This window comes from Erwinia endophytica, assembly GCF_009295515.1.
Taxonomy (GTDB): Bacteria; Pseudomonadota; Gammaproteobacteria; order Enterobacterales; family Enterobacteriaceae; genus Erwinia; species Erwinia endophytica.
Map to the genome: position 1 here is coordinate 1 of NZ_RQVV01000021.1, position 17,956 is coordinate 17,956.

A 17,956-nucleotide genomic window follows, 5' to 3' on the forward strand; every position below is an offset into this window, starting at 1 on the left:
TCAACCCGGCGGTCGCTAAACCGTTATTCCGTGTCAGTGGAGGCGCATTATAGGGATCCTTTTTGTGAGTACAAGACTTTTTTCGATCTTTCTATCCGGTTGATGAATTTTCACTCTTTTCGCTAAGTTATCAGACCATCTGCACAAAATTAACGCTATTTTGCTGGCAGATATTGATCGTTAATCGTCTCTCGCACTACGATTCAAAGATCCTGTTTCACAATGAGGTGGTTATGCCTGGGAATGTACGTCCATATAAAGATACCTATCCGCAGCAAGGTCAGAGAGTCATGGTAGATACATCCAGCGTAGTGGTGGGTGATGTTCTGTTAGATGATGATGTTAGCATTTGGCCGCTCGTCGCCATTCGTGGTGATGTCAATCGGGTGGTCATTGGTAAACGTAGTAATATTCAGGATGGATCCGTACTGCACGTGACCCATAAATCAGCGACAAATCCTGAAGGCTATCCATTGATTATCGGTGAAGATGTGACCGTAGGCCATAAAGCCATGCTACATGGATGTAAGATCGGCAATCGTGTACTGGTAGGAATGGGCTCGATCCTGCTGGATGGCGTTATAGTAGAAGATGATGTGATGATTGGTGCTGGTAGTCTGGTTCCGCCAGGTAAACGTCTGACCCGTGGATTTCTCTACTTAGGCAGCCCAGTCAAACAAGTACGCCCGCTCACAGAGGCAGAAATCAGCGCGTTGCTCTATTCGTCTGACAATTATGTCCGCTGGAAAAATGACTATCTCGCCCAGGAAAAATAATCCTATCCCTGATCCCCCTCTCCTCTATAGTGATGAGTGATGGCAACCTCATCCTCAAGCTCTCAACAATATAGAGACGGAAAAGATCCAATCTGGCCTCGTCACCGCCCAAGCGGCGAATCCGTTCAGTGATTCACCACTGGCGGCAGAGGCAATCTTTAAAACAGTTAATCCGTGCGGAACAAACGATCACCTTACTCGTCGATTCCCACCATTCTCAGCAGGAGAACGAATCGCCTGATTCACGTACTGAGTTCTTCTTTCAGTATCGCGATAACCGGAGTGATATCAGGAAGTTTGCGGTGCCATAAGAAGAAAGAATGAGCAGCCTGTCCCACCAGCATCCCCAGACCATCCGCCAATTCAGTTGCGCCCATCTGACGGCACCAACTAAGAAATGGCGTTAGCCCCGTCTGATAGAACATGTCGTAACAGCGAGAATTTGGATTGATAAGTGTTGCAGTCAGCACAGGAATATCACCGCTGACACCACTGGATGTTGCATTGATAATTAAATCAAACTGCTCACCTTCCAACTGATCCATTGCTCGAGCCTGGATTTCTCCTGAGTGCTGAAAAACATCTGCCAACAGTTGTGCCTTATTGAAAGTTCGGTTGGTGATGGTCAGGGAGCAACCAAATGAAAGTAATGGCAGGATAACGCCACGCGCTGCACCGCCAGCCCCCACCAGCAAAATACGATCATTGGGCTTAATCAACGTCAGTCTTTCAAGGTCCGTCAGCAAGCCAATGCCATCGGTGTTATCGCCCAGCAGACGACCATCTTCCAATCGCTTTATGGTATTCACTGCACCAGCCAGCGAGGCTCGTGGCGTCAGTTCATCCACCAATTCATAAGCCTGCTCTTTGAAAGGCAAAGTCACGTTAGCCCCCTTGCCCCCCTGCGCAATAAACTCCGCAACAGATTGAGCAAAAGCCTCGATCGGTGCGCAGATCCGCCCATAGGGATGGGGTATTCCCATCTGCTCGGCAAACAGTTGGTGAATACGCGGCGACTTACTGTGATTTATCGGATTGCCGAACACCGCAAATTGTTGATTCATTGTAGTTATCCTTGACGGATGAGCTCACCGGTTAAAGCATGGCGAATTTCTGACGGATTGTTACGTCCCCCGGTTTCTGCCAGAAAAACAGGAAAATCATCCCCAAATTGCTGGTAAACTTCCGCCACCGTTCGGCAGGGAGGTAAGTTGCTAAGATTAGCGCTGGTTGAAACCAAAGGCTTGTTAACTGCCCGGCAGAGTTGCCGTACGAAGGGATGATCACTGACCCGTACAGCCAGAGAGTCAAAACGTCCCGTTAACCAGTGAGGCGTTGTTGAACGCGCAGGCACAACCCAAGTCACCGGTCCAGGCCAGCAGGCGAACATGCGATCTTTCTGTTGTTCAGAAAGCTGCGAATCGTCCAGATAGGGTTGCAGTTGCAGATAATCGGCAGCAATCAGGATCAGCCCTTTTTCAATCGGACGCTGCTTTAATGCCAACAAAGCCATAACGGCAGATTCATTATCGGGATCGCACCCCAAGCCAAAAACAGCCTCAGTTGGATAGGCGATAACCGCACCCTGTTTGATTTGCGCGATACAAAAATCCAGGGATCCCGGTAAACACTCATTCTTCACTGCCGTTTCCTGCTGCTATTACTGGCTTCCCGCAGGCTTTATTGGCGCAACAACGCCGGGCTCCGCGCACCGCTTTTTTCTCAATTAATAAAGGAAAATGGCAAAACTCACATTCACCCTCAACCGGGGTAAAATTAACCGCAAACTGGCAATCCGGATAGCGATCGCAAGCGTGAAAAGTTTTGCCATAACGTGAACGGCGCTGGACAAGCTTACCCTGCTGGCACTGTGGACAAACAAACGTGGTTTCGTCCGGTTTGTCGATCAATTCAGTGTGTTCACATTCAGGATAATTGCTGCAGGCGATAAACATCCCGTAACGTCCTTGCCGCAACACCAATTCGGCCTGACATTCAGGACAGTATTGTCCTTCAAGGACCTTAACGATATGACCGTCAACCTGATGCTTTAGCGGACGAATATAATCACATCCAGGATATTTCGAGCATCCAAGAAAAGCACCGTGTTTCCCGGAGCGAATAATCAATTCTGCCCCACACTGGGGGCAGGGCGGCTCATTTTTTCGCACAGCGAAAAGCGCTGTTTTATTCATATACGTTCACTAACACGAAGGGGCTCTTCAGTGTACTATTCCTTCATTGACGTCGAAAAGAAGCTCTTCCATTTGCTGATAGGCGTTTTCACATCCGGGGATATTGAACAACACCATCAACACGACCCATTTGAGATCTTCAAGATCAAACTCGAGGGTATCCAGCGCCATGATGCGTTCGATAACCATTTCACGGGTTTCCAGATTCAGCACCTGAATTTGCTCCAGGAACAGAATAAAGCCCCGACAATTGGCATCTAAACGCTGGCTTTCTTCCTCGGTGTAGATACGCATAGACAGCGGATCGGTGGTCAGCAATATCGGAGCAACAAGACCGTCCTGATAATCTGCCAGCTTTTCCAACCAGTTCAACGCATTATAGATATCTTCACGATGAAAACCGGCATCGGTTAAATCATCAGTCAATTTATCCTGGTCAACTCGCATTTCTGCTTCGTTGTGGATATACGTTTCAAATAAGTACATTAGTACGTCGAACATGGCTTGCCCTCCTCAATCGGACATAGCCGCCGGGTACAGCTGCGATCCACCCTGCTAACTCCAACTCAAGCAACTTAGCTACAATGGTTGGCACAGGTTGGCCGGCACGTTCAGCGACGACGTCAACAGGTGTAACCTCATCTCCTACGTTAGCCAACACATCAGCAAATGGCAATGGAGTATTGCTCTGCTGAGCAGAATATATTGTGCTTTTTTGCAAAGCAGGGAGCCATTTCAAATCACTTTGCAACTGCTCAAGGATAGAATTAGGGTGCGCAGTTAATAACGCCCCTTGCTGAATCAACCAATGTGTTCCTTCACTCCCTGGGTTGCCTATCGCGCCTGGCACAGCGTAAACATCGCGATTCTGCTCCAGCGCCAGTCTGGCCGTAACCAGCGAACCACTCTTCAATCCCGCTTCCACCACCAGAACCCCCAAACTAAGGCCACTGATAATCCGGTTACGTTGAGGAAAATGCCTCGCCAATGGCCTGGCCTGCAAAGGAAACTCAGAAATAATCGCACCGCCACTGGCAACAATTTCCCCTGCCAGTGAAGCGTGTCGACGGGGATAAATATGGTTTAATCCGCTCCCCAACACCGCCAACGTTTTTCCTCCTACCGCCAAGGCGCCACGATGAGCAATACCATCAATGCCGGTTGCCAGGCCACTTGTGATTGTTATGCCATTGAGTGCCAGAGCTTGCGCGAAGAAGGTTCCCCAATTCTGCCCATAGTGCGAGCAATTTCGGCTGCCAACGATAGCAATTTGTGGCGTGAGTAACAGACTGGGGTCTCCCTGCACAAAAAGCAGCCCAGGATAATGCGTAATACTCCTTAACCGCTCTGGATAAAACGGGCTGTCAAAAGTGAGCAGATGATGTTGTAAATGTTCGAGCCAATCGAGCGTCGCCGTAATCACCGCTTCATCATTCTGCAGGAAGTCTTTCACCTGCTCCGGACCCAGACCGGCATATTTCAGTTCCTCTGCACCGGTTCCACCCAACTGTTGTAAAGAATCAACAATCTGCAATTGTTGCTGACTTTTTAATCCTTTTACCCCTGACAAGCGCAACCAAATCTCCGCTGGCGTCATCACATAATCCATGTTATAGCCTCTCGCTAACGTAGCGGCAATGCTGTCAATCACGGCCCGAAATGTCTACAATAAGGGAGATAAATCTCAACCCTCTTGAACACAGATCTGGAAAGTTATGTCAGTTTTGCAGGTATTACATTTTCCTGACGATCGCTTGCGCATCGTTGCGAAACCCGTAAAAGAAGTGAATGCAGACATTCAGCGTATCGTTGATGATATGTTCGAAACCATGTACGCCGAAGAAGGTATTGGGCTGGCGGCGACGCAAGTCGATATCCATCAGCAGATTATCGTGATTGACGTTTCGAAAAATCGTGACGAGCGCCTGGTGTTGATCAATCCAGAAATGCTCGAAAAAAGCGGTGAAGCTGGTATCGAAGAAGGCTGTCTCTCTATTCCCGAACAACGTGCGCTGGTGCCTCGCGCTGAGAAAGTTAAAATCCGGGCGTTGGATCGTGAAGGTAACCGCTACGAACTGGAAGCGGATGGTCTGCTTGCCATCTGTATTCAGCATGAGATGGATCACCTGGTCGGTAAACTCTTTATCGATTATCTCTCGCCAATGAAACGCCAGCGCATTCGTCAGAAGCTGGAAAAACTTTATCGCCAAAATGCTCGGGCCTGATGAGCCACTCAATAAGGGAACAGTGTGTCCGACCTAAACATTATCTTTGCCGGCACCCCTGACTTTGCAGCGCGTCATCTTGATGCATTGCTGTCATCCAGCCATAACGTGGTCGGGGTCTTCACCCAACCAGATCGTCCTGCCGGCCGCGGAAATAAGCTGACTCCAGGCCCGGTTAAACAGTTAGCGGTGCAGCACAACATCCCTGTTTTCCAGCCCAAATCATTGCGTCCGGAAGAAAACCAGCAATGGGTTGCCAACCTGAACGCCGATGTGATGGTGGTAGTGGCCTACGGATTGATCCTCCCAGCCCCTGTGCTGGCTATGCCGCGTCTGGGCTGTATTAATGTGCATGGCTCCCTGCTGCCCAAATGGCGCGGCGCGGCACCAATTCAACGTGCACTCTGGGCCGGCGACAGAGAAACCGGCGTAACTATCATGCAGATGGATGTGGGCCTGGATACGGGGGATATGCTGTATAAACTGGCATGCCCGATTGAGCCGCAGGATACCAGCGCCACCTTGTACAACAAACTTGCTGAGCTCGGCCCTGCCGGAATGCTGGCGACCCTGGAGTTGCTTTCTTCTGGCACCGCCCGGCCAGAAGTTCAGGATGAAGCCCTGGTCAGCTATGCGGAAAAACTCAGCAAAGAAGAAGCAAAGCTCGACTGGTCACTTTCCGCCGTACAATTAGAACGTTGTATTCGTGCGTTTAATCCCTGGCCTGTCAGCTATTTCACTATTGCCGATCAACCGGTGAAAGTCTGGAAAGCATCGGTCCAGCCTCATGTTGACAGCAAACCAGGTGAAATTATACAGGCAGACAAACTCGGTATTCAGGTAGCGACGGCGGAAGGCGTGCTGGTGCTTGAAGACTTGCAACCTGCAGGCAAAAAAACCATGAAAGCCCAGGATCTGCTCAATTCCCGCCGTGACTGGTTCATCCCCGGCAATGTTTTAGCCTGATATTTTGCCCGATCGTCGTATATCGGGCGAATTTTAACTTGCGATAGCGAATGAAAAAAAATACAAACTTGCGCAGCGTAGCTGCCCAGACTATTGAAAAAGTGGTCGAACAGGGACAGTCGCTGAGTAACGTGCTGCCTGTCGCACAAAAAATGTTGTCTGATAAAGACTCTGCCTTGCTGCAGGAGCTTTGCTATGGTGTTCTTCGTACCCTGCCACCGCTGGAATGGATTATCAGTCAACTGATGGCGCGGCCAATGACTGGCAAGCAACGCACCATCCACTTCCTGATAATGGTAGGCCTGTATCAACTGATGTTCACCCGGATTCCGGCCCATGCCGCACTGGCTGAAACGGTAGAGGGAGCTGTTGGCCTTAAACGTCCACAGCTTAAGGGCCTGATCAATGGCGTATTGCGTCAGTTCCAACGAAATCAGGCTGCGCTAACGCAGGCAATGAATGAAGGCGACCAAAAGTATCTACATCCAAAATGGCTTTTGGAGCGCCTGAAGCGGGCCTGGCCAGAACAATGGCCTGGCATTGTTGAGGCTAATAATCATCGCCCGCCGATGTGGCTACGTGTTAATCGCCAGTATCACACTCGGGATACATGGTTGGATCTGCTCAAAAAACAAGGGAAAAATGCTGAACCCCATCCGGTTCATTCGGATGCCCTACGGCTGGAGACCCCGTGTGCGGTTTCTCAGCTTCCCGGTTTCGAGCAAGGTTGGGTGACAGTACAGGATGTCTCGGCTCAGGGGTGCGTAGCTCTGCTTTCGCCACAAAACGACGAGTCGATCCTCGATTTATGTGCCGCCCCCGGTGGAAAAACCACACACATCCTTGAAGCCGCGCCACAAGCTCGTGTGTTGGCTGTCGATATTGATGCTGAACGCCTGGCGCGAATTAGCGAGAATCTTCAGCGCCTGAATATGATCGCAGAGGTTAAACTCGGCGATGGTTGTACGCCTGAGAAATGGTGTGGGACTACACAATTTGACCGCATTTTGCTGGATGCGCCCTGCTCGGCGACCGGCGTTATTCGTCGCCATCCAGATATAAAATGGCTGCGTCGTGACCGTGATATTCCGGAACTGGTCGCCTTACAGCAGCGGATCCTTGAGGCTATCTGGCCACATCTGAAGCCAGGAGGCACGCTACTATATGCAACCTGTTCAGTTTTGCCAGAAGAGAACCATCTACAGATAGCGGCTTTTCTGCAGCGCCATGATGATGTTCTTCTGCAAGACATCGGAAATAACGGGGAGCCGGGTCTACAGGTATTTCCCGACCCAACTGGTGGCGATGGTTTCTATTACGCGAAACTGGTAAAAAAATAATGACTCAGGCCGGTTCACTGGCTTCTTCAGACCCCTTAAACAGACTGAAGCATAATGAAAATAATCATTCTTGGTGCAGGTCAGGTAGGCGGAACGCTCGCCGAAAACCTGGTTGGTGAAAACAACGACATTACCGTGGTCGACACGAATACTATTCGCCTGCGTCAGTTACAGGATAAGTTCGATTTACGCGTCGTACAGGGACATGCTTCCCACCCCCGCGTACTCAGAGAAGCCGGTGCGGAAGATGCGGATATGCTGGTTGCTGTCACCAATTCAGATGAAACGAATATGGTGGCCTGCCAGGTCGCCTATTCCTTATTTAATACCCCCAACCGTATCGCCCGTATTCGTGCGCCGGATTATATCCGCGATGCGGAAAAACTGTTTGTCCCTGAAGCCGTGCCGATTGATCATCTTATCTCTCCTGAACAGTTGGTCATCGATAATATTTACCGGCTGATCGAATACCCCGGCGCGTTGCAAGTCGTTAACTTTGCAGAAGGCAAAGTGAGCCTTGCGGTAGTCAAAGCCTATTATGGCGGTCCGTTAGTCGGTAATGCCCTGTCGATCATGCGCGATCATATGCCACACATTGACACGCGTGTCGCGGCTATTTTCCGTCAGGATCGACCGATTCGCCCCCAGGGTTCCACCATTGTTGAAGCTGGCGATGAAGTCTTCTTTATCGCCGCCAGTCAACATATCAGGGCCGTGATGAGTGAATACCAACGCCTTGAGAAACCCTATAAACGTATCATGATCGTCGGCGGGGGCAACATTGGTTCAGGTCTCGCGCTACGGTTGGAAAAAAACTACAGCGTGAAATTAATCGAGCACGATCCGCAACGCGCTGCTGAACTGGCGGAAGTATTGCAAAATACTATCGTATTCTACGGTGACGCCTCTGATCAGGAATTGCTGGCTGAAGAGCATATCGATCAAATCGATCTGTTTATTGCCATCACCAATGATGATGAAGCCAACATCATGTCAGCAATGTTGGCCAAAAAGATGGGGGCCAAAAAGGTCATGGTGCTGATCCAACGTAAGGCCTATGTTGACCTGGTGCAAGGTAGCGTAATTGATATCGCTATTTCTCCGCAGCAGGCGACTATTTCCGCATTATTAAGTCATGTCCGCAAAGCGGATATTGTTAGCGTCTCTTCTTTGCGCCGCGGTGTAGCCGAGGCTATAGAGGCCATTGCTCATGGTGATGAAACCACATCCCGAGTGGTGGGAAGACAAATCGATGATATCAAACTGCCGCCAGGCACCATTATTGGTGCTGTCGTCCGTGGGGATGACATCATGATAGCCAATGATAATATGCGCATTGAACAGGGCGATCACGTTATCATGTTCCTGACGGATAAAAAGTTTGTTCCCGATGTTGAGCGGCTATTCCAGCCAAGTCCTTTCTTCCTTTAGACAAATAATGGAAAGCTGGTATTCTCCTGATGTTTTACTCCCGAAATAGTGCTTTTATCCATAATCACCGTGGAAAAAGCCCGGGTGTTTGTTAGACTTAATAATTGGCACAGGAAAGGAGATAACAATGAGTTTATTCAAAGAGTTTCGCGATTTTGCGATGCGCGGTAACGTTGTCGACCTGGCGGTCGGTGTCATTATAGGAGCCGCATTCGGTAAAATCGTGTCCTCCCTGGTGGCGAACATTATCATGCCACCTCTGGGATTATTGATTGGGGGTATCGACTTTAAATCCTTTACCTGGATATTAAAACCAGCAGAAGGTTCCACGCCAGCCGTGGTAATGCAGTACGGCGTGTTTATTCAAAGCATCTTTGATTTTGTCATTGTCGCGTTTGCGATTTTTATGGCGATCAAGCTAATGAACAAGCTTTACAAGAAAAAAGAAGTGGAAAAACCAGAACCCACACCGACTGCGGAAGAGACATTATTGACCGAAATTCGCGATCTGCTAAAACAACAAAACGGCCAGTCTTAACCGCCGCGTATATAGCCAAAGAAAACCGCCTGAACAGGGCGGTTTTTTTATGGGCAAAAAAGAGAGAAGGCCAGTGGTAAAACTATTTTTACCACTGGCCTCCCAGTTACTTTTCTTCACATGCTTATCTTTTCGTCGGTAACTGCCCTTACCTTTCTGGCTCGTTTCGATCCTGACTTTGAACAGAGGATCACGCAACAGCGCTTCGATCGCATTATCCCGGATAATACCTTTTTTGTGTTGGTAACGTGTCATACCTGGGTCCTGTTATTAATAGTCGCGCTGAATATGGCACTGAATCCTGAGAAGATCAATCTGCCACTGGCAACTCCCCCTTTTCCAGCGCCTCAAGAATAGAACAATAAACACTGCTGTGTGCGGTACCACAACAGGCATCATTAAGTTTCCTGAGCGAACGCTGCATGTGGCGCAATTCGGCGATCATCCCTTCTACTTCCCGCAAGCGGGCCTGCACAATAGTTTTTGATTCCTGGCAAGTGTGGTGTTCCGGGTCAATGCGAATCGACAACAATTCACGTATAGCGTCAAGGCTGAAACCTAACTGCCGGCCGTAACGAATAAATTTGAGTCGCTGCAGATCGTTTTCACTGTAAAGACGGAAACCACCTTCAGTTCGGACCTCGTGATCCATCATCTGCTGCTTCTCGTAATAGCGGATAGTATCCGGTGTCACATCGGCGAGTTTCGCCAGTTGGCCAATTTTATACATCACCTCTCTCCACTGAAACGCTGACGAAACTGGGCGGCATATTCACCCACTAAAAAATCCGTACTTATTCCAGCCTGATTCAGTTTGAAAATCAGTAGAGTTAACCGCTGCGACTGCTGCGCATACTGTTTATCCTGAGGATCGATACCAGCCAATAGCGACTTCAGCTCTATAGCTTCACGGCGCATTTCCAGTTCCGGGGGAAGAAAACCTGAATTCTTCATCAGCCGATAGGCTACCCGTAGTTCTGGCGGAACATGGCTGTCATCATCAAGCTGCAGCTTTTTACCGCTACCCGCAAGGTTATCAAACTCACCATTTTTCTGGGCTTCAGAAATGTGTTGCTCTACCAGTTGGTCAATCAGCCACATAGCAACCTCACGAAAAGGGACCGAGATAACAGAATAACGCCAGGATGGGGAAAGAGGAATTTCAGAGATAAAAAAACCGGGCAAGCCCGGTTTTTTTTCTAAAGTGCAACAAATTACTCTGCTGCAGCTTCTACTTGAGCTTCTGGACGATCAACCAGCTCGATGTAAGCCATCGGAGCGTTGTCACCAGCGCGGAAACCACACTTCAGAATACGAGTGTAACCACCTGCACGGCTCGCGAAACGCGGGCCCAGCTCATTAAACAGTTTTGCCACGATCTCGTTATCACGAGTACGGGCGAATGCCAGACGACGATTAGCTACGCTGTCGGTCTTGGCAAGAGTAATTAGCGGCTCAACTACACGACGCAGCTCTTTTGCTTTTGGCAGGGTCGTCTTGATTATCTCATGACGAACCAAAGAACCAGCCATGTTGCGGAACATAGCCTGACGATGGCTGCTGTTGCGGTTCAGTTGACGACCACTCTTACGATGGCGCATGACCTTATCCTTCTCAGTGAAACCTTAACCTGTGATCGGGTTATTATTCATCAGCGATGCTAGCAGGTGGCCAGTTTTCCAGACGCATGCCCAGAGACAGACCACGAGATGCCAGCACATCTTTAATCTCGGTAAGAGATTTTTTACCAAGGTTAGGCGTTTTAAGCAGCTCAACCTCGGTACGCTGCACCAGATCACCGATGTAGTGGATAGCTTCTGCCTTAAGGCAGTTAGCAGAGCGGACAGTCAATTCCAGATCGTCAACAGGGCGCAGCAGGATCGGATCGAATTCTGGTTTCTCTTCTTTCACTTCCGGCTGACGGACATCACGTAAGTCAACGAAAGCTTCCAGTTGTTCTGCCAGGATGGTCGCCGCACGGCGGATCGCTTCTTCAGGATCGATAGTGCCGTTGGTTTCCATTTCGATGACCAGCTTGTCCAGGTCAGTACGCTGTTCTACACGCGCCGCTTCAACATTGTAGGCAATACGCTCCACAGGGCTGTAGCAAGCATCGACTAACAGACGACCGATCGGGCGCTCATCTTCTTCCGAATGAATTCGGGCAGAAGCCGGCACATAACCACGACCACGCTGAACTTTGATACGCATGCTAATAGCGGCGTTTTCATCGGTCAGATGGCAGATCACATGCTGCGGCTTGACGATTTCGACATCACCATCATGGGTGATGTCGGCTGCAGTCACAGGGCCAATGCCAGATTTATTCAAAGTAAGAATGACTTCATCTTTCCCTTGAACTCTTACCGCCAGCCCTTTCAGGTTGAGCAGGATTTCCAGGATATCTTCCTGTACACCCTCTTTGGTGCTGTACTCATGCAGTACACCATCAATTTCAACCTCGGTCACCGCGCAACCCGGCATTGATGAAAGCAGAATACGGCGCAGTGCGTTACCGAGAGTATGGCCAAAGCCACGCTCTAAAGGCTCAAGGGTCACCTTGGCGTGCGTCGAACTCACTTGCTCGATATCTACCAGGCGCGGTTTTAGAAACTCTGTCACAGAACCCTGCATTGTGTCCTCTCTTTGGTACTAAGCTTTACTTAGAGTAAAGCTCGACGATCAGGTGTTCGTTAATGTCCGCAGACAGATCAGTACGTTCAGGAATACGCTTGAACACACCTTCCATCTTGGTTGCATCAACTTCCAGCCAGGTTGGCTTTTCACGCTGTTCAGCCAGCTCCAGAGCGGCTTTCACGCGAGACTGCTTTTTGGCTTTCTCACGGATGCTAACAACGTCATTCGGAGTTACCTGATAAGAAGCGATGTTAACAACGCGGCCATTTACCATGACGGATTTGTGACTAACCAGCTGACGTGCTTCCGCACGAGTGGCGCCAAAGCCCATACGATAGACAACGTTGTCCAGACGACCTTCCAGCAGAGCCAACAGGTTTTCACCGGTGTTGCCTTTCAGACGTGCTGCTTCTTTATAATAGTTACGGAACTGACGCTCTAACACGCCGTACATACGACGAACTTTTTGCTTTTCACGTAACTGAACACCATAGTCAGACAGACGCGGTTTACGCGCACCATGCTGGCCAGGAGCTTGTTCAATCTTACACTTGGTATCAATCGCGCGAACGCCAGACTTCAGGAAGAGGTCTGTACCTTCGCGACGGCTCAGCTTGAGCTTAGGACCCAAATATCTTGCCATTTTCTTTCTCCAACATTCCTAAAAAACGAGCGTTATACGCGACGTTTTTTCGGCGGACGACAACCGTTGTGAGGGATCGGAGTCACATCAGTAATGTTCGTGATGCGGAAACCAGCAGCGTTCAGAGCACGAATCGTAGATTCGCGGCCTGGACCAGGACCCTTGACCATAACTTCCAGGTTCTTAATACCGTATTCTTTCACGGCATCAGCACAGCGCTCTGCAGCAACCTGAGCTGCGAACGGAGTTGACTTACGAGAACCACGGAAACCGGAACCACCGGCTGTTGCCCAACCCAACGCATTACCCTGACGATCGGTAATAGTTACGATGGTGTTGTTGAAAGACGCATGGACATGAGCCACGCCATCAGAGACTTGTTTTCTTACACGCTTACGTGCACGAACTGGTGCCTTTGCCATTATTCAATCACCCCGATTATTTCTTGATCGGTTTACGCGGACCCTTGCGGGTACGTGCGTTGGTCTTGGTACGCTGACCGCGCACTGGAAGACCACGACGATGGCGTAAACCACGATAGCAACCAAGGTCCATCAGACGCTTGATGCTCAGGGTGACTTCACGACGCAGATCACCTTCAACAACAAACTTTGCAACTGCGTCACGCAGAATGTCGATTTGTTCTTCAGACAGCTCACTGATCTTAACATGCTCAGCGATACCCGTTTCTGCACAGATAGCCTGTGAACGGGTCTTGCCGATACCGTATATAGCAGTCAATGCGATAACAGTATGTTTATGATCAGGAATGTTAATGCCTGCTATACGGGCCACTATGCACTCCTATTTAATTACTGATGCGCCCCATACCGAAAAGCCCGTTTTCAGGATACTCAAATGGAAACGCATAGACATATAAAAGATTGGCTGGCTAATCTAGCCAGCCCAACCCAACTTTGCAAGAAAAATATTAGCCCTGACGCTGTTTATGCTTAGGCTCGGCACTGCAAATCACCCGTACGATACCATCACGACGGACGATTTTGCAGTTACGACATAATTTCTTGACGGAAGCACGAACTTTCATTTTTACTCTCCGTAACTTCTCAAGCGCCTGATTAACGGCTATAGCCTTTCAGGTTTGCTTTCTTCAATGCAGACTCATATTGACTGGACATCATCAGAGTTTGCACTTGAGCCATAAAGTCCATGATGACAACCACTACGATCAGCAGTGAAGTACCGCCGAAGTAGAATGGAACTTTCATCGCATCACGCATGAACTCCGGGATCAGGCAGATAAAAGTAATGTATAGCGCACCAACCAAAGTCAGGCGAGTCATTACTTTATCGATATACTTCGCCGTCTGTTCTCCCGGACGAATACCTGGTACAAATGCACCAGACTTCTTCAGGTTATCTGCTGTTTCACGCGGGTTGAAAACCAACGCCGTATAGAAGAAACAGAAGAAGATGATTGCAGTCGCATAGAGTAGCACATAAAGCGGTTGTCCGGGCTGCAAATACATTGAAATAGTCGTCAGCCAGTTCCAACCGGTACCGCCCCCAAACCATGACGCGATCGTCGCTGGGAACAAGATGATGCTGGAAGCGAAAATTGCCGGGATAACCCCTGCCATATTTACTTTCAGCGGTAAATGTGTGCTCTGTGCAGCATAGACACGACGGCCTTGCTGACGTTTCGCATAGTTCACCACAATGCGGCGTTGACCACGCTCAACGAAAACAACGAAGAAGGTCACTGCAAATACGAGAACTGCAACCAACAGTAACAGGAGGAAGTGCAGGTCACCTTGCCGTGCTTGCTCGATGGTATGGCCAATGGCCGGCGGTAGCCCCGCAACAATACCCGCGAAGATAATGATCGAAATACCGTTTCCGATACCGCGCTCAGTAATCTGTTCACCCAGCCACATCAGAAACATTGTTCCGGTCACCAGGCTGACAACAGCGGTAAAATAGAAAGCGAAACCTGGGTTTAATACCAGGCCTTGCATTCCAGGCATATTCGGTAAACCGGTAGCAATACCAATAGACTGAAAAATACCCAATACCAAAGTACCGTAACGGGTGTACTGGCTAATCTTACGACGGCCAGCCTCCCCTTCTTTCTTGATTTCCGCTAACGCTGGATGAACCACCGTCAGCAACTGGATAATAATAGAGGCCGAAATATACGGCATAATACCCAAAGCAAAGATAGAAGCACGGCTCAACGCACCACCAGAGAACATATTGAACATTTCAATGATGGTGCCACGCTGTTGCTCAAGCAATTTAGCAAGTACAGTGGCATCAATACCAGGGATTGGAATAAAAGAACCAATGCGGAAAACAATCAGCGCACCAATCACAAACAGAAGTCTGCGTTTCAGTTCGCCAAATCCACCCTTGGCACTTTGAAAATCTAATCCCGGTTGCTTAGCCATCTGCTACTTATTCCTCAATTTTACCGCCAGCAGCTTCGATTGCAGCACGAGCGCCTTTAGTGACACGCAGGCCGCGAACCGTTACCGGTGCAGAGACTTCGCCAGACAGAATAACTTTAGCGAATTCAATCTGAATACCAATAATGTTGGCCGCTTTCAGCGTGTTCAGGTCAACGATACCGCCTTCAACTTTCGCCAGGTCAGACAGACGCACTTCTGCGGTTACTGCTGCTTTGCGAGAGGTGAAACCAAACTTCGGCAAGCGACGGTACAGAGGCATCTGACCACCTTCAAACCCACGACGCACGCCACCGCCAGAACGAGAGTTCTGACCTTTGTGACCACGACCACCGGTTTTACCGAGACCAGAACCAATACCACGACCTAAACGTTTAGGCGCGCGCTTAGACCCTTCGGCCGGAGACAGAGTATTTAAACGCATCTGTTACTCCTCCACTTTAACCATGTAGGAAATCGCGTTAACCATACCGCGTATAGCTGGCGTGTCTTCACGCTCTACGGTGTGGTTAATACGACGCAGACCCAGGCCAAGCAGCGTTGCCTTATGTTTCGGCAAACGTCCGATCGAACTACGGGTTTGAGTAATTTTAATCGTCTTAGCCATGGTCATTACCCCAGAATGTCTTCAACGGATTTCCCACGCTTGGCAGCGACCATTTCTGGGGAATTCATGTTGGCCAGGCCATCCAGAGTTGCACGAACCACGTTGATCGGGTTGGTGGAACCGTAGGCTTTAGCCAGAACGTTATGAACCCCTGCAACTTCCAGTACAGCGCGCATTGCACCGCCGGCGATGATACCGGTACCTTCAGAAGCCGGCTGCATAAACACGCGAGAACCTGTGTGCACACCTTTAACAGGATGCTGCAGAGTACCGTTGTTTAGTGCGACGTTAATCATATTGCGACGAGCTTTTTCCATCGCTTTCTGGATCGCTGCTGGAACTTCACGCGCTTTACCGTAACCAAAACCAATGCGACCGTTACCATCACCTACCACTGTCAGAGCAGTGAAGGAGAAAATACGACCACCTTTAACGGTTTTCGATACGCGATTTACCGCGATCAGCTTTTCCTGCAGTTCGCCAGCTTGTTTTTCGATGTGTGCCATCTTACACCTCTACCTTAGAACTGTAGGCCAGCTTCACGGGCAGCATCTGCCAGTGCCTGGACACGACCATGATATTGGAAACCAGAGCGGTCAAAAGAAACGCCAGTGATGCCTTTCTCGATCGCGCGCTCAGCAACTGCTTTACCAACAGCAGCAGCAGCGTCTTTGTTTCCGGTGTACTTCAGTTGCTCACTGATTGCTTTTTCTACTGTAGAAGCAGCAACCAGAACTTCAGAACCGTTAGGAGCAATTACCTGTGCGTAAATATGACGCGGGGTACGATGTACCACCAGGCGAGTTGCACCCAGCTCTTTGAGCTTGCGGCGTGCGCGGGTCGCACGACGGATACGAGCAGATTTCTTATCCATAGTGTTACCTTACTTCTTCTTAGCCTCTTTGGTACGCACGACTTCGTCGGCGTAACGAACACCCTTGCCTTTATAAGGCTCAGGACGACGGTAGGCGCGAATATCAGCAGCCACCTGACCAATCAACTGCTTATCTGCGCCTTTCAGCACGATTTCAGTCTGAGATGGACATTCAGCCGTGATTCCCGCGGGCAGCGGATGGTCAACTGGGTGAGAAAAGCCCAGGGCCAGACTCACAGAGTTGCCTTTAACGGCTGCACGATAACCTACACCAACCAGCTGCAGCTTCTTAGTGAAGCCTTCGGTAACACCGATAACCATATTGTTCAGCAATGCACGAGAAGTACCCGCCTGCGCCCAACCATCCACAAAACCTTCGCGTGGAGCGAAAGTCAGGGTGTTGTCCGCCTGCTTAACTTCTACTGCATCGTTGACAGTACGAGTCAGCTCGCCGTTTTTACCTTTAATCGAAATAACCTGACCGCTGAGTTTTACCTCTACGCCGGCAGGAATGACGACAGGTGCTTTAGCAACACGAGACATTCTTTCCTCCGTTAAGCTACGTAGCAGATAATTTCGCCACCAAGACCAGCCTGGCGCGCTGCACGATCAGTCATGACACCTTTAGAGGTAGAAACAACAGCGATACCCAATCCAGCCATTACTTTTGGCAGTTCGTCTTTGCGTTTGTAGATACGAAGACCTGGACGGCTTACACGCTGAATGCTCTCCACCACTGCCTTACCCTGGAAATACTTAAGTGTCAGTTCCAGTTCCGGCTTGATGTCACCTTCAACTTTAAATTCTTCAATATAACCTTCTTCCTTCAGCACGTTGGCAATTGCCACTTTCAGCTTGGAGGAAGGCATGGTGACCGCAACTTTGTTCGCGGCTTGACCGTTACGGATACGGGTCAGCATATCCGCGATCGGATCTTGCATGCTCATCTGTCTTTACTCCCGTGATTCAATTGGTAATTACCAGCTAGCCTTTTTCAAGCCGGGTACTTCACCGCGCATAGCGGCTTCACGTAACTTGATACGGCTCAACCCGAATTTGCCCACATAACCATGTGGACGGCCAGTTTGACGGCAGCGATTACGCTGACGGGACGGGCTGGAATCACGCGGCAGAGTTTGCAGCTTAAGAACAGCATTCCAACGTTCTTCGTCGGATGAGTTCACACTAGAGATGATGGCTTTTAATTCCTCGCGTTTAGCGCGGTATTTATTAGCCAGTTTTACGCGAACGACTTCGCGTGCCTTCATCGATTGCTTAGCCATGAAGTAACCCTA

At 49.6% G+C, this 17,956-nt stretch carries 28 protein-coding genes; 6 read left to right on the top strand and 22 right to left on the bottom strand.

The annotated features are described in order from the left end of the window. Positions 1-233 precede the first annotated feature (233 nt). The gene (locus EH228_RS06370; protein ID WP_152320837.1) at positions 234-776 is read left to right on the top strand and encodes a gamma carbonic anhydrase family protein; all 543 of its coding nucleotides are present in this window, start codon (positions 234-236) and stop codon (positions 774-776) included. Positions 777-1,018: 242 nt separating this feature from the next. Here EH228_RS06370 and aroE read toward each other — a convergent pair whose 3' ends face one another. The 5 genes from aroE to dprA are packed head-to-tail and all read right to left on the bottom strand — an operon-like array spanning position 1,019 to position 4,568. Continuing rightward, positions 1,019-1,840, bottom strand: a complete 822-nt coding sequence (gene aroE / locus EH228_RS06375; protein ID WP_152320838.1) for a shikimate dehydrogenase — start codon at positions 1,838-1,840, stop codon at positions 1,019-1,021. Positions 1,841-1,845: 5 nt separating this feature from the next. After that, the gene (gene tsaC / locus EH228_RS06380) at positions 1,846-2,418 is read right to left on the bottom strand and encodes an L-threonylcarbamoyladenylate synthase type 1 TsaC (protein WP_152320839.1); all 573 of its coding nucleotides are present in this window, start codon (positions 2,416-2,418) and stop codon (positions 1,846-1,848) included. Next, complete coding sequence (locus EH228_RS06385; protein WP_152320840.1) at positions 2,408-2,971, bottom strand: DNA topoisomerase family protein; 564 nt, start codon at positions 2,969-2,971, stop codon at positions 2,408-2,410. Before EH228_RS06385 ends, tsaC begins: the two co-directional genes overlap by 11 nt. A gap of 27 nt (positions 2,972-2,998) precedes the next feature. Next, the gene (smg, locus tag EH228_RS06390; protein ID WP_152320841.1) at positions 2,999-3,472 is read right to left on the bottom strand and encodes a DUF494 family protein Smg; all 474 of its coding nucleotides are present in this window, start codon (positions 3,470-3,472) and stop codon (positions 2,999-3,001) included. After that, positions 3,444-4,568 (bottom strand): DNA-protecting protein DprA, encoded by a 1,125-nt coding sequence (gene dprA / locus EH228_RS06395; RefSeq protein ID WP_152320872.1) that lies wholly within the window; start codon positions 4,566-4,568, stop codon positions 3,444-3,446. Before dprA ends, smg begins: the two co-directional genes overlap by 29 nt. 118 nt (positions 4,569-4,686) lie before the next feature. On the opposite strand from dprA, the gene def reads away from it, so the two are divergent. The 5 genes from def to mscL all read left to right on the top strand — a co-directional run bounded on the left by def (position 4,687) and on the right by mscL (position 9,471). After that, positions 4,687-5,196: a peptide deformylase gene (def, locus tag EH228_RS06400; protein WP_152320842.1), complete on the top strand. Its 510-nt coding sequence runs from the start codon at positions 4,687-4,689 to the stop codon at positions 5,194-5,196. Between the two features lie 24 nt (positions 5,197-5,220). Beyond that, entirely contained in the window at positions 5,221-6,162 is a 942-nt protein-coding gene (gene fmt / locus EH228_RS06405; protein WP_152320843.1) for a methionyl-tRNA formyltransferase, read from the top strand. A gap of 50 nt (positions 6,163-6,212) precedes the next feature. Then, complete coding sequence (rsmB, locus tag EH228_RS06410) at positions 6,213-7,502, top strand: 16S rRNA (cytosine(967)-C(5))-methyltransferase RsmB (RefSeq protein WP_152320844.1); 1,290 nt, start codon at positions 6,213-6,215, stop codon at positions 7,500-7,502. A 54-nt stretch (positions 7,503-7,556) separates the two neighbouring features. Beyond that, positions 7,557-8,933 carry a Trk system potassium transporter TrkA gene (gene trkA / locus EH228_RS06415; RefSeq protein ID WP_152320845.1) on the top strand — a complete coding sequence of 459 codons (1,377 nt, stop codon included), beginning with the start codon at positions 7,557-7,559 and terminating at the stop codon, positions 8,931-8,933. 127 nt (positions 8,934-9,060) lie between these two features. Further along, positions 9,061-9,471 (top strand): large-conductance mechanosensitive channel protein MscL, encoded by a 411-nt coding sequence (mscL, locus tag EH228_RS06420; RefSeq protein WP_152320846.1) that lies wholly within the window; start codon positions 9,061-9,063, stop codon positions 9,469-9,471. On the opposite strand, the gene EH228_RS06425 is transcribed toward mscL, so the two are convergent. The 17 genes from EH228_RS06425 to rpsN form a co-directional block, all read right to left on the bottom strand. Next, a complete protein-coding gene (locus EH228_RS06425) occupies positions 9,445-9,726 on the bottom strand; it encodes an alternative ribosome-rescue factor A (protein WP_152320847.1) in 282 nt (93 codons plus the stop codon). The genes mscL and EH228_RS06425 overlap by 27 nt on opposite strands. A gap of 55 nt (positions 9,727-9,781) precedes the next feature. Then, complete coding sequence (gene zntR, locus EH228_RS06430; protein WP_152320848.1) at positions 9,782-10,201, bottom strand: Zn(2+)-responsive transcriptional regulator; 420 nt, start codon at positions 10,199-10,201, stop codon at positions 9,782-9,784. Continuing rightward, complete coding sequence (locus EH228_RS06435; RefSeq protein WP_152320849.1) at positions 10,201-10,572, bottom strand: DnaJ family domain-containing protein; 372 nt, start codon at positions 10,570-10,572, stop codon at positions 10,201-10,203. The genes zntR and EH228_RS06435 overlap by 1 nt, the downstream gene beginning before the upstream one ends. A gap of 113 nt (positions 10,573-10,685) precedes the next feature. Next, positions 10,686-11,072 (bottom strand): 50S ribosomal protein L17, encoded by a 387-nt coding sequence (gene rplQ / locus EH228_RS06440; protein WP_152320850.1) that lies wholly within the window; start codon positions 11,070-11,072, stop codon positions 10,686-10,688. A 43-nt stretch (positions 11,073-11,115) separates the two neighbouring features. Further along, on the bottom strand, positions 11,116-12,105 hold the full coding sequence (locus tag EH228_RS06445) for a DNA-directed RNA polymerase subunit alpha (protein ID WP_002919219.1): 990 nt from the start codon (positions 12,103-12,105) through the stop codon (positions 11,116-11,118). Between the two features lie 25 nt (positions 12,106-12,130). After that, positions 12,131-12,751, bottom strand: a complete 621-nt coding sequence (rpsD, locus tag EH228_RS06450) for a 30S ribosomal protein S4 (protein ID WP_152320851.1) — start codon at positions 12,749-12,751, stop codon at positions 12,131-12,133. A gap of 32 nt (positions 12,752-12,783) precedes the next feature. Then, positions 12,784-13,173 carry a 30S ribosomal protein S11 gene (gene rpsK / locus EH228_RS06455; protein WP_034899652.1) on the bottom strand — a complete coding sequence of 130 codons (390 nt, stop codon included), beginning with the start codon at positions 13,171-13,173 and terminating at the stop codon, positions 12,784-12,786. A 16-nt stretch (positions 13,174-13,189) separates the two neighbouring features. Next, the gene (rpsM, locus tag EH228_RS06460; RefSeq protein ID WP_152320852.1) at positions 13,190-13,546 is read right to left on the bottom strand and encodes a 30S ribosomal protein S13; all 357 of its coding nucleotides are present in this window, start codon (positions 13,544-13,546) and stop codon (positions 13,190-13,192) included. 136 nt (positions 13,547-13,682) lie between these two features. Continuing rightward, positions 13,683-13,799: a 50S ribosomal protein L36 gene (rpmJ, locus tag EH228_RS06465; RefSeq protein WP_152320853.1), complete on the bottom strand. Its 117-nt coding sequence runs from the start codon at positions 13,797-13,799 to the stop codon at positions 13,683-13,685. Between the two features lie 31 nt (positions 13,800-13,830). Further along, positions 13,831-15,162: a preprotein translocase subunit SecY gene (gene secY / locus EH228_RS06470; RefSeq protein ID WP_152320854.1), complete on the bottom strand. Its 1,332-nt coding sequence runs from the start codon at positions 15,160-15,162 to the stop codon at positions 13,831-13,833. A gap of 7 nt (positions 15,163-15,169) precedes the next feature. Further along, on the bottom strand, positions 15,170-15,604 hold the full coding sequence (gene rplO, locus EH228_RS06475; protein WP_152320855.1) for a 50S ribosomal protein L15: 435 nt from the start codon (positions 15,602-15,604) through the stop codon (positions 15,170-15,172). Between the two features lie 3 nt (positions 15,605-15,607). Then, on the bottom strand, positions 15,608-15,787 hold the full coding sequence (rpmD, locus tag EH228_RS06480; protein ID WP_015899095.1) for a 50S ribosomal protein L30: 180 nt from the start codon (positions 15,785-15,787) through the stop codon (positions 15,608-15,610). A 5-nt stretch (positions 15,788-15,792) separates the two neighbouring features. Continuing rightward, positions 15,793-16,293: a 30S ribosomal protein S5 gene (gene rpsE, locus EH228_RS06485; RefSeq protein WP_004160571.1), complete on the bottom strand. Its 501-nt coding sequence runs from the start codon at positions 16,291-16,293 to the stop codon at positions 15,793-15,795. 14 nt (positions 16,294-16,307) lie between these two features. Further along, a complete protein-coding gene (rplR, locus tag EH228_RS06490; RefSeq protein WP_004160572.1) occupies positions 16,308-16,661 on the bottom strand; it encodes a 50S ribosomal protein L18 in 354 nt (117 codons plus the stop codon). 9 nt (positions 16,662-16,670) lie between these two features. After that, positions 16,671-17,204 (bottom strand): 50S ribosomal protein L6, encoded by a 534-nt coding sequence (gene rplF / locus EH228_RS06495; protein WP_152320856.1) that lies wholly within the window; start codon positions 17,202-17,204, stop codon positions 16,671-16,673. 11 nt (positions 17,205-17,215) lie between these two features. Beyond that, on the bottom strand, positions 17,216-17,608 hold the full coding sequence (rpsH, locus tag EH228_RS06500) for a 30S ribosomal protein S8 (RefSeq protein ID WP_152320857.1): 393 nt from the start codon (positions 17,606-17,608) through the stop codon (positions 17,216-17,218). 30 nt (positions 17,609-17,638) lie between these two features. Then, positions 17,639-17,944, bottom strand: a complete 306-nt coding sequence (rpsN, locus tag EH228_RS06505) for a 30S ribosomal protein S14 (protein WP_152320858.1) — start codon at positions 17,942-17,944, stop codon at positions 17,639-17,641. Between the last annotated feature and the right edge of the window lie 12 nt (positions 17,945-17,956).

Bases quoted from the DNA above. Each gene is read 5' to 3' on its own strand.
- EH228_RS06370 (WP_152320837.1), top strand. From the start codon at position 234: ATGCCTGGGAATGTACGTCCATATAAAGATACCTATCCGCAGCAAGGT.
- aroE (WP_152320838.1), bottom strand. From the start codon at position 1,840: ATGAATCAACAATTTGCGGTGTTCGGCAATCCGATAAATCACAGTAAG.
- EH228_RS06385 (WP_152320840.1), bottom strand. From the start codon at position 2,971: ATGAATAAAACAGCGCTTTTCGCTGTGCGAAAAAATGAGCCGCCCTGC.
- smg (WP_152320841.1), bottom strand. From the start codon at position 3,472: ATGTTCGACGTACTAATGTACTTATTTGAAACGTATATCCACAACGAA.
- dprA (WP_152320872.1), bottom strand. From the start codon at position 4,568: ATGACGCCAGCGGAGATTTGGTTGCGCTTGTCAGGGGTAAAAGGATTA.
- def (WP_152320842.1), top strand. From the start codon at position 4,687: ATGTCAGTTTTGCAGGTATTACATTTTCCTGACGATCGCTTGCGCATC.
- rsmB (WP_152320844.1), top strand. From the start codon at position 6,213: ATGAAAAAAAATACAAACTTGCGCAGCGTAGCTGCCCAGACTATTGAA.
- trkA (WP_152320845.1), top strand. From the start codon at position 7,557: ATGAAAATAATCATTCTTGGTGCAGGTCAGGTAGGCGGAACGCTCGCC.
- mscL (WP_152320846.1), top strand. From the start codon at position 9,061: ATGAGTTTATTCAAAGAGTTTCGCGATTTTGCGATGCGCGGTAACGTT.
- EH228_RS06425 (WP_152320847.1), bottom strand. From the start codon at position 9,726: ATGACACGTTACCAACACAAAAAAGGTATTATCCGGGATAATGCGATC.
- zntR (WP_152320848.1), bottom strand. From the start codon at position 10,201: ATGTATAAAATTGGCCAACTGGCGAAACTCGCCGATGTGACACCGGAT.
- EH228_RS06435 (WP_152320849.1), bottom strand. From the start codon at position 10,572: ATGTGGCTGATTGACCAACTGGTAGAGCAACACATTTCTGAAGCCCAG.
- rplQ (WP_152320850.1), bottom strand. From the start codon at position 11,072: ATGCGCCATCGTAAGAGTGGTCGTCAACTGAACCGCAACAGCAGCCAT.
- EH228_RS06445 (WP_002919219.1), bottom strand. From the start codon at position 12,105: ATGCAGGGTTCTGTGACAGAGTTTCTAAAACCGCGCCTGGTAGATATC.
- rpsD (WP_152320851.1), bottom strand. From the start codon at position 12,751: ATGGCAAGATATTTGGGTCCTAAGCTCAAGCTGAGCCGTCGCGAAGGT.
- rpsK (WP_034899652.1), bottom strand. From the start codon at position 13,173: ATGGCAAAGGCACCAGTTCGTGCACGTAAGCGTGTAAGAAAACAAGTC.
- rpmJ (WP_152320853.1), bottom strand. From the start codon at position 13,799: ATGAAAGTTCGTGCTTCCGTCAAGAAATTATGTCGTAACTGCAAAATC.
- secY (WP_152320854.1), bottom strand. From the start codon at position 15,162: ATGGCTAAGCAACCGGGATTAGATTTTCAAAGTGCCAAGGGTGGATTT.
- rplO (WP_152320855.1), bottom strand. From the start codon at position 15,604: ATGCGTTTAAATACTCTGTCTCCGGCCGAAGGGTCTAAGCGCGCGCCT.
- rpmD (WP_015899095.1), bottom strand. From the start codon at position 15,787: ATGGCTAAGACGATTAAAATTACTCAAACCCGTAGTTCGATCGGACGT.
- rpsE (WP_004160571.1), bottom strand. From the start codon at position 16,293: ATGGCACACATCGAAAAACAAGCTGGCGAACTGCAGGAAAAGCTGATC.
- rplR (WP_004160572.1), bottom strand. From the start codon at position 16,661: ATGGATAAGAAATCTGCTCGTATCCGTCGTGCGACCCGCGCACGCCGC.
- rplF (WP_152320856.1), bottom strand. From the start codon at position 17,204: ATGTCTCGTGTTGCTAAAGCACCTGTCGTCATTCCTGCCGGCGTAGAG.
- rpsH (WP_152320857.1), bottom strand. From the start codon at position 17,608: ATGAGCATGCAAGATCCGATCGCGGATATGCTGACCCGTATCCGTAAC.
- rpsN (WP_152320858.1), bottom strand. From the start codon at position 17,944: ATGGCTAAGCAATCGATGAAGGCACGCGAAGTCGTTCGCGTAAAACTG.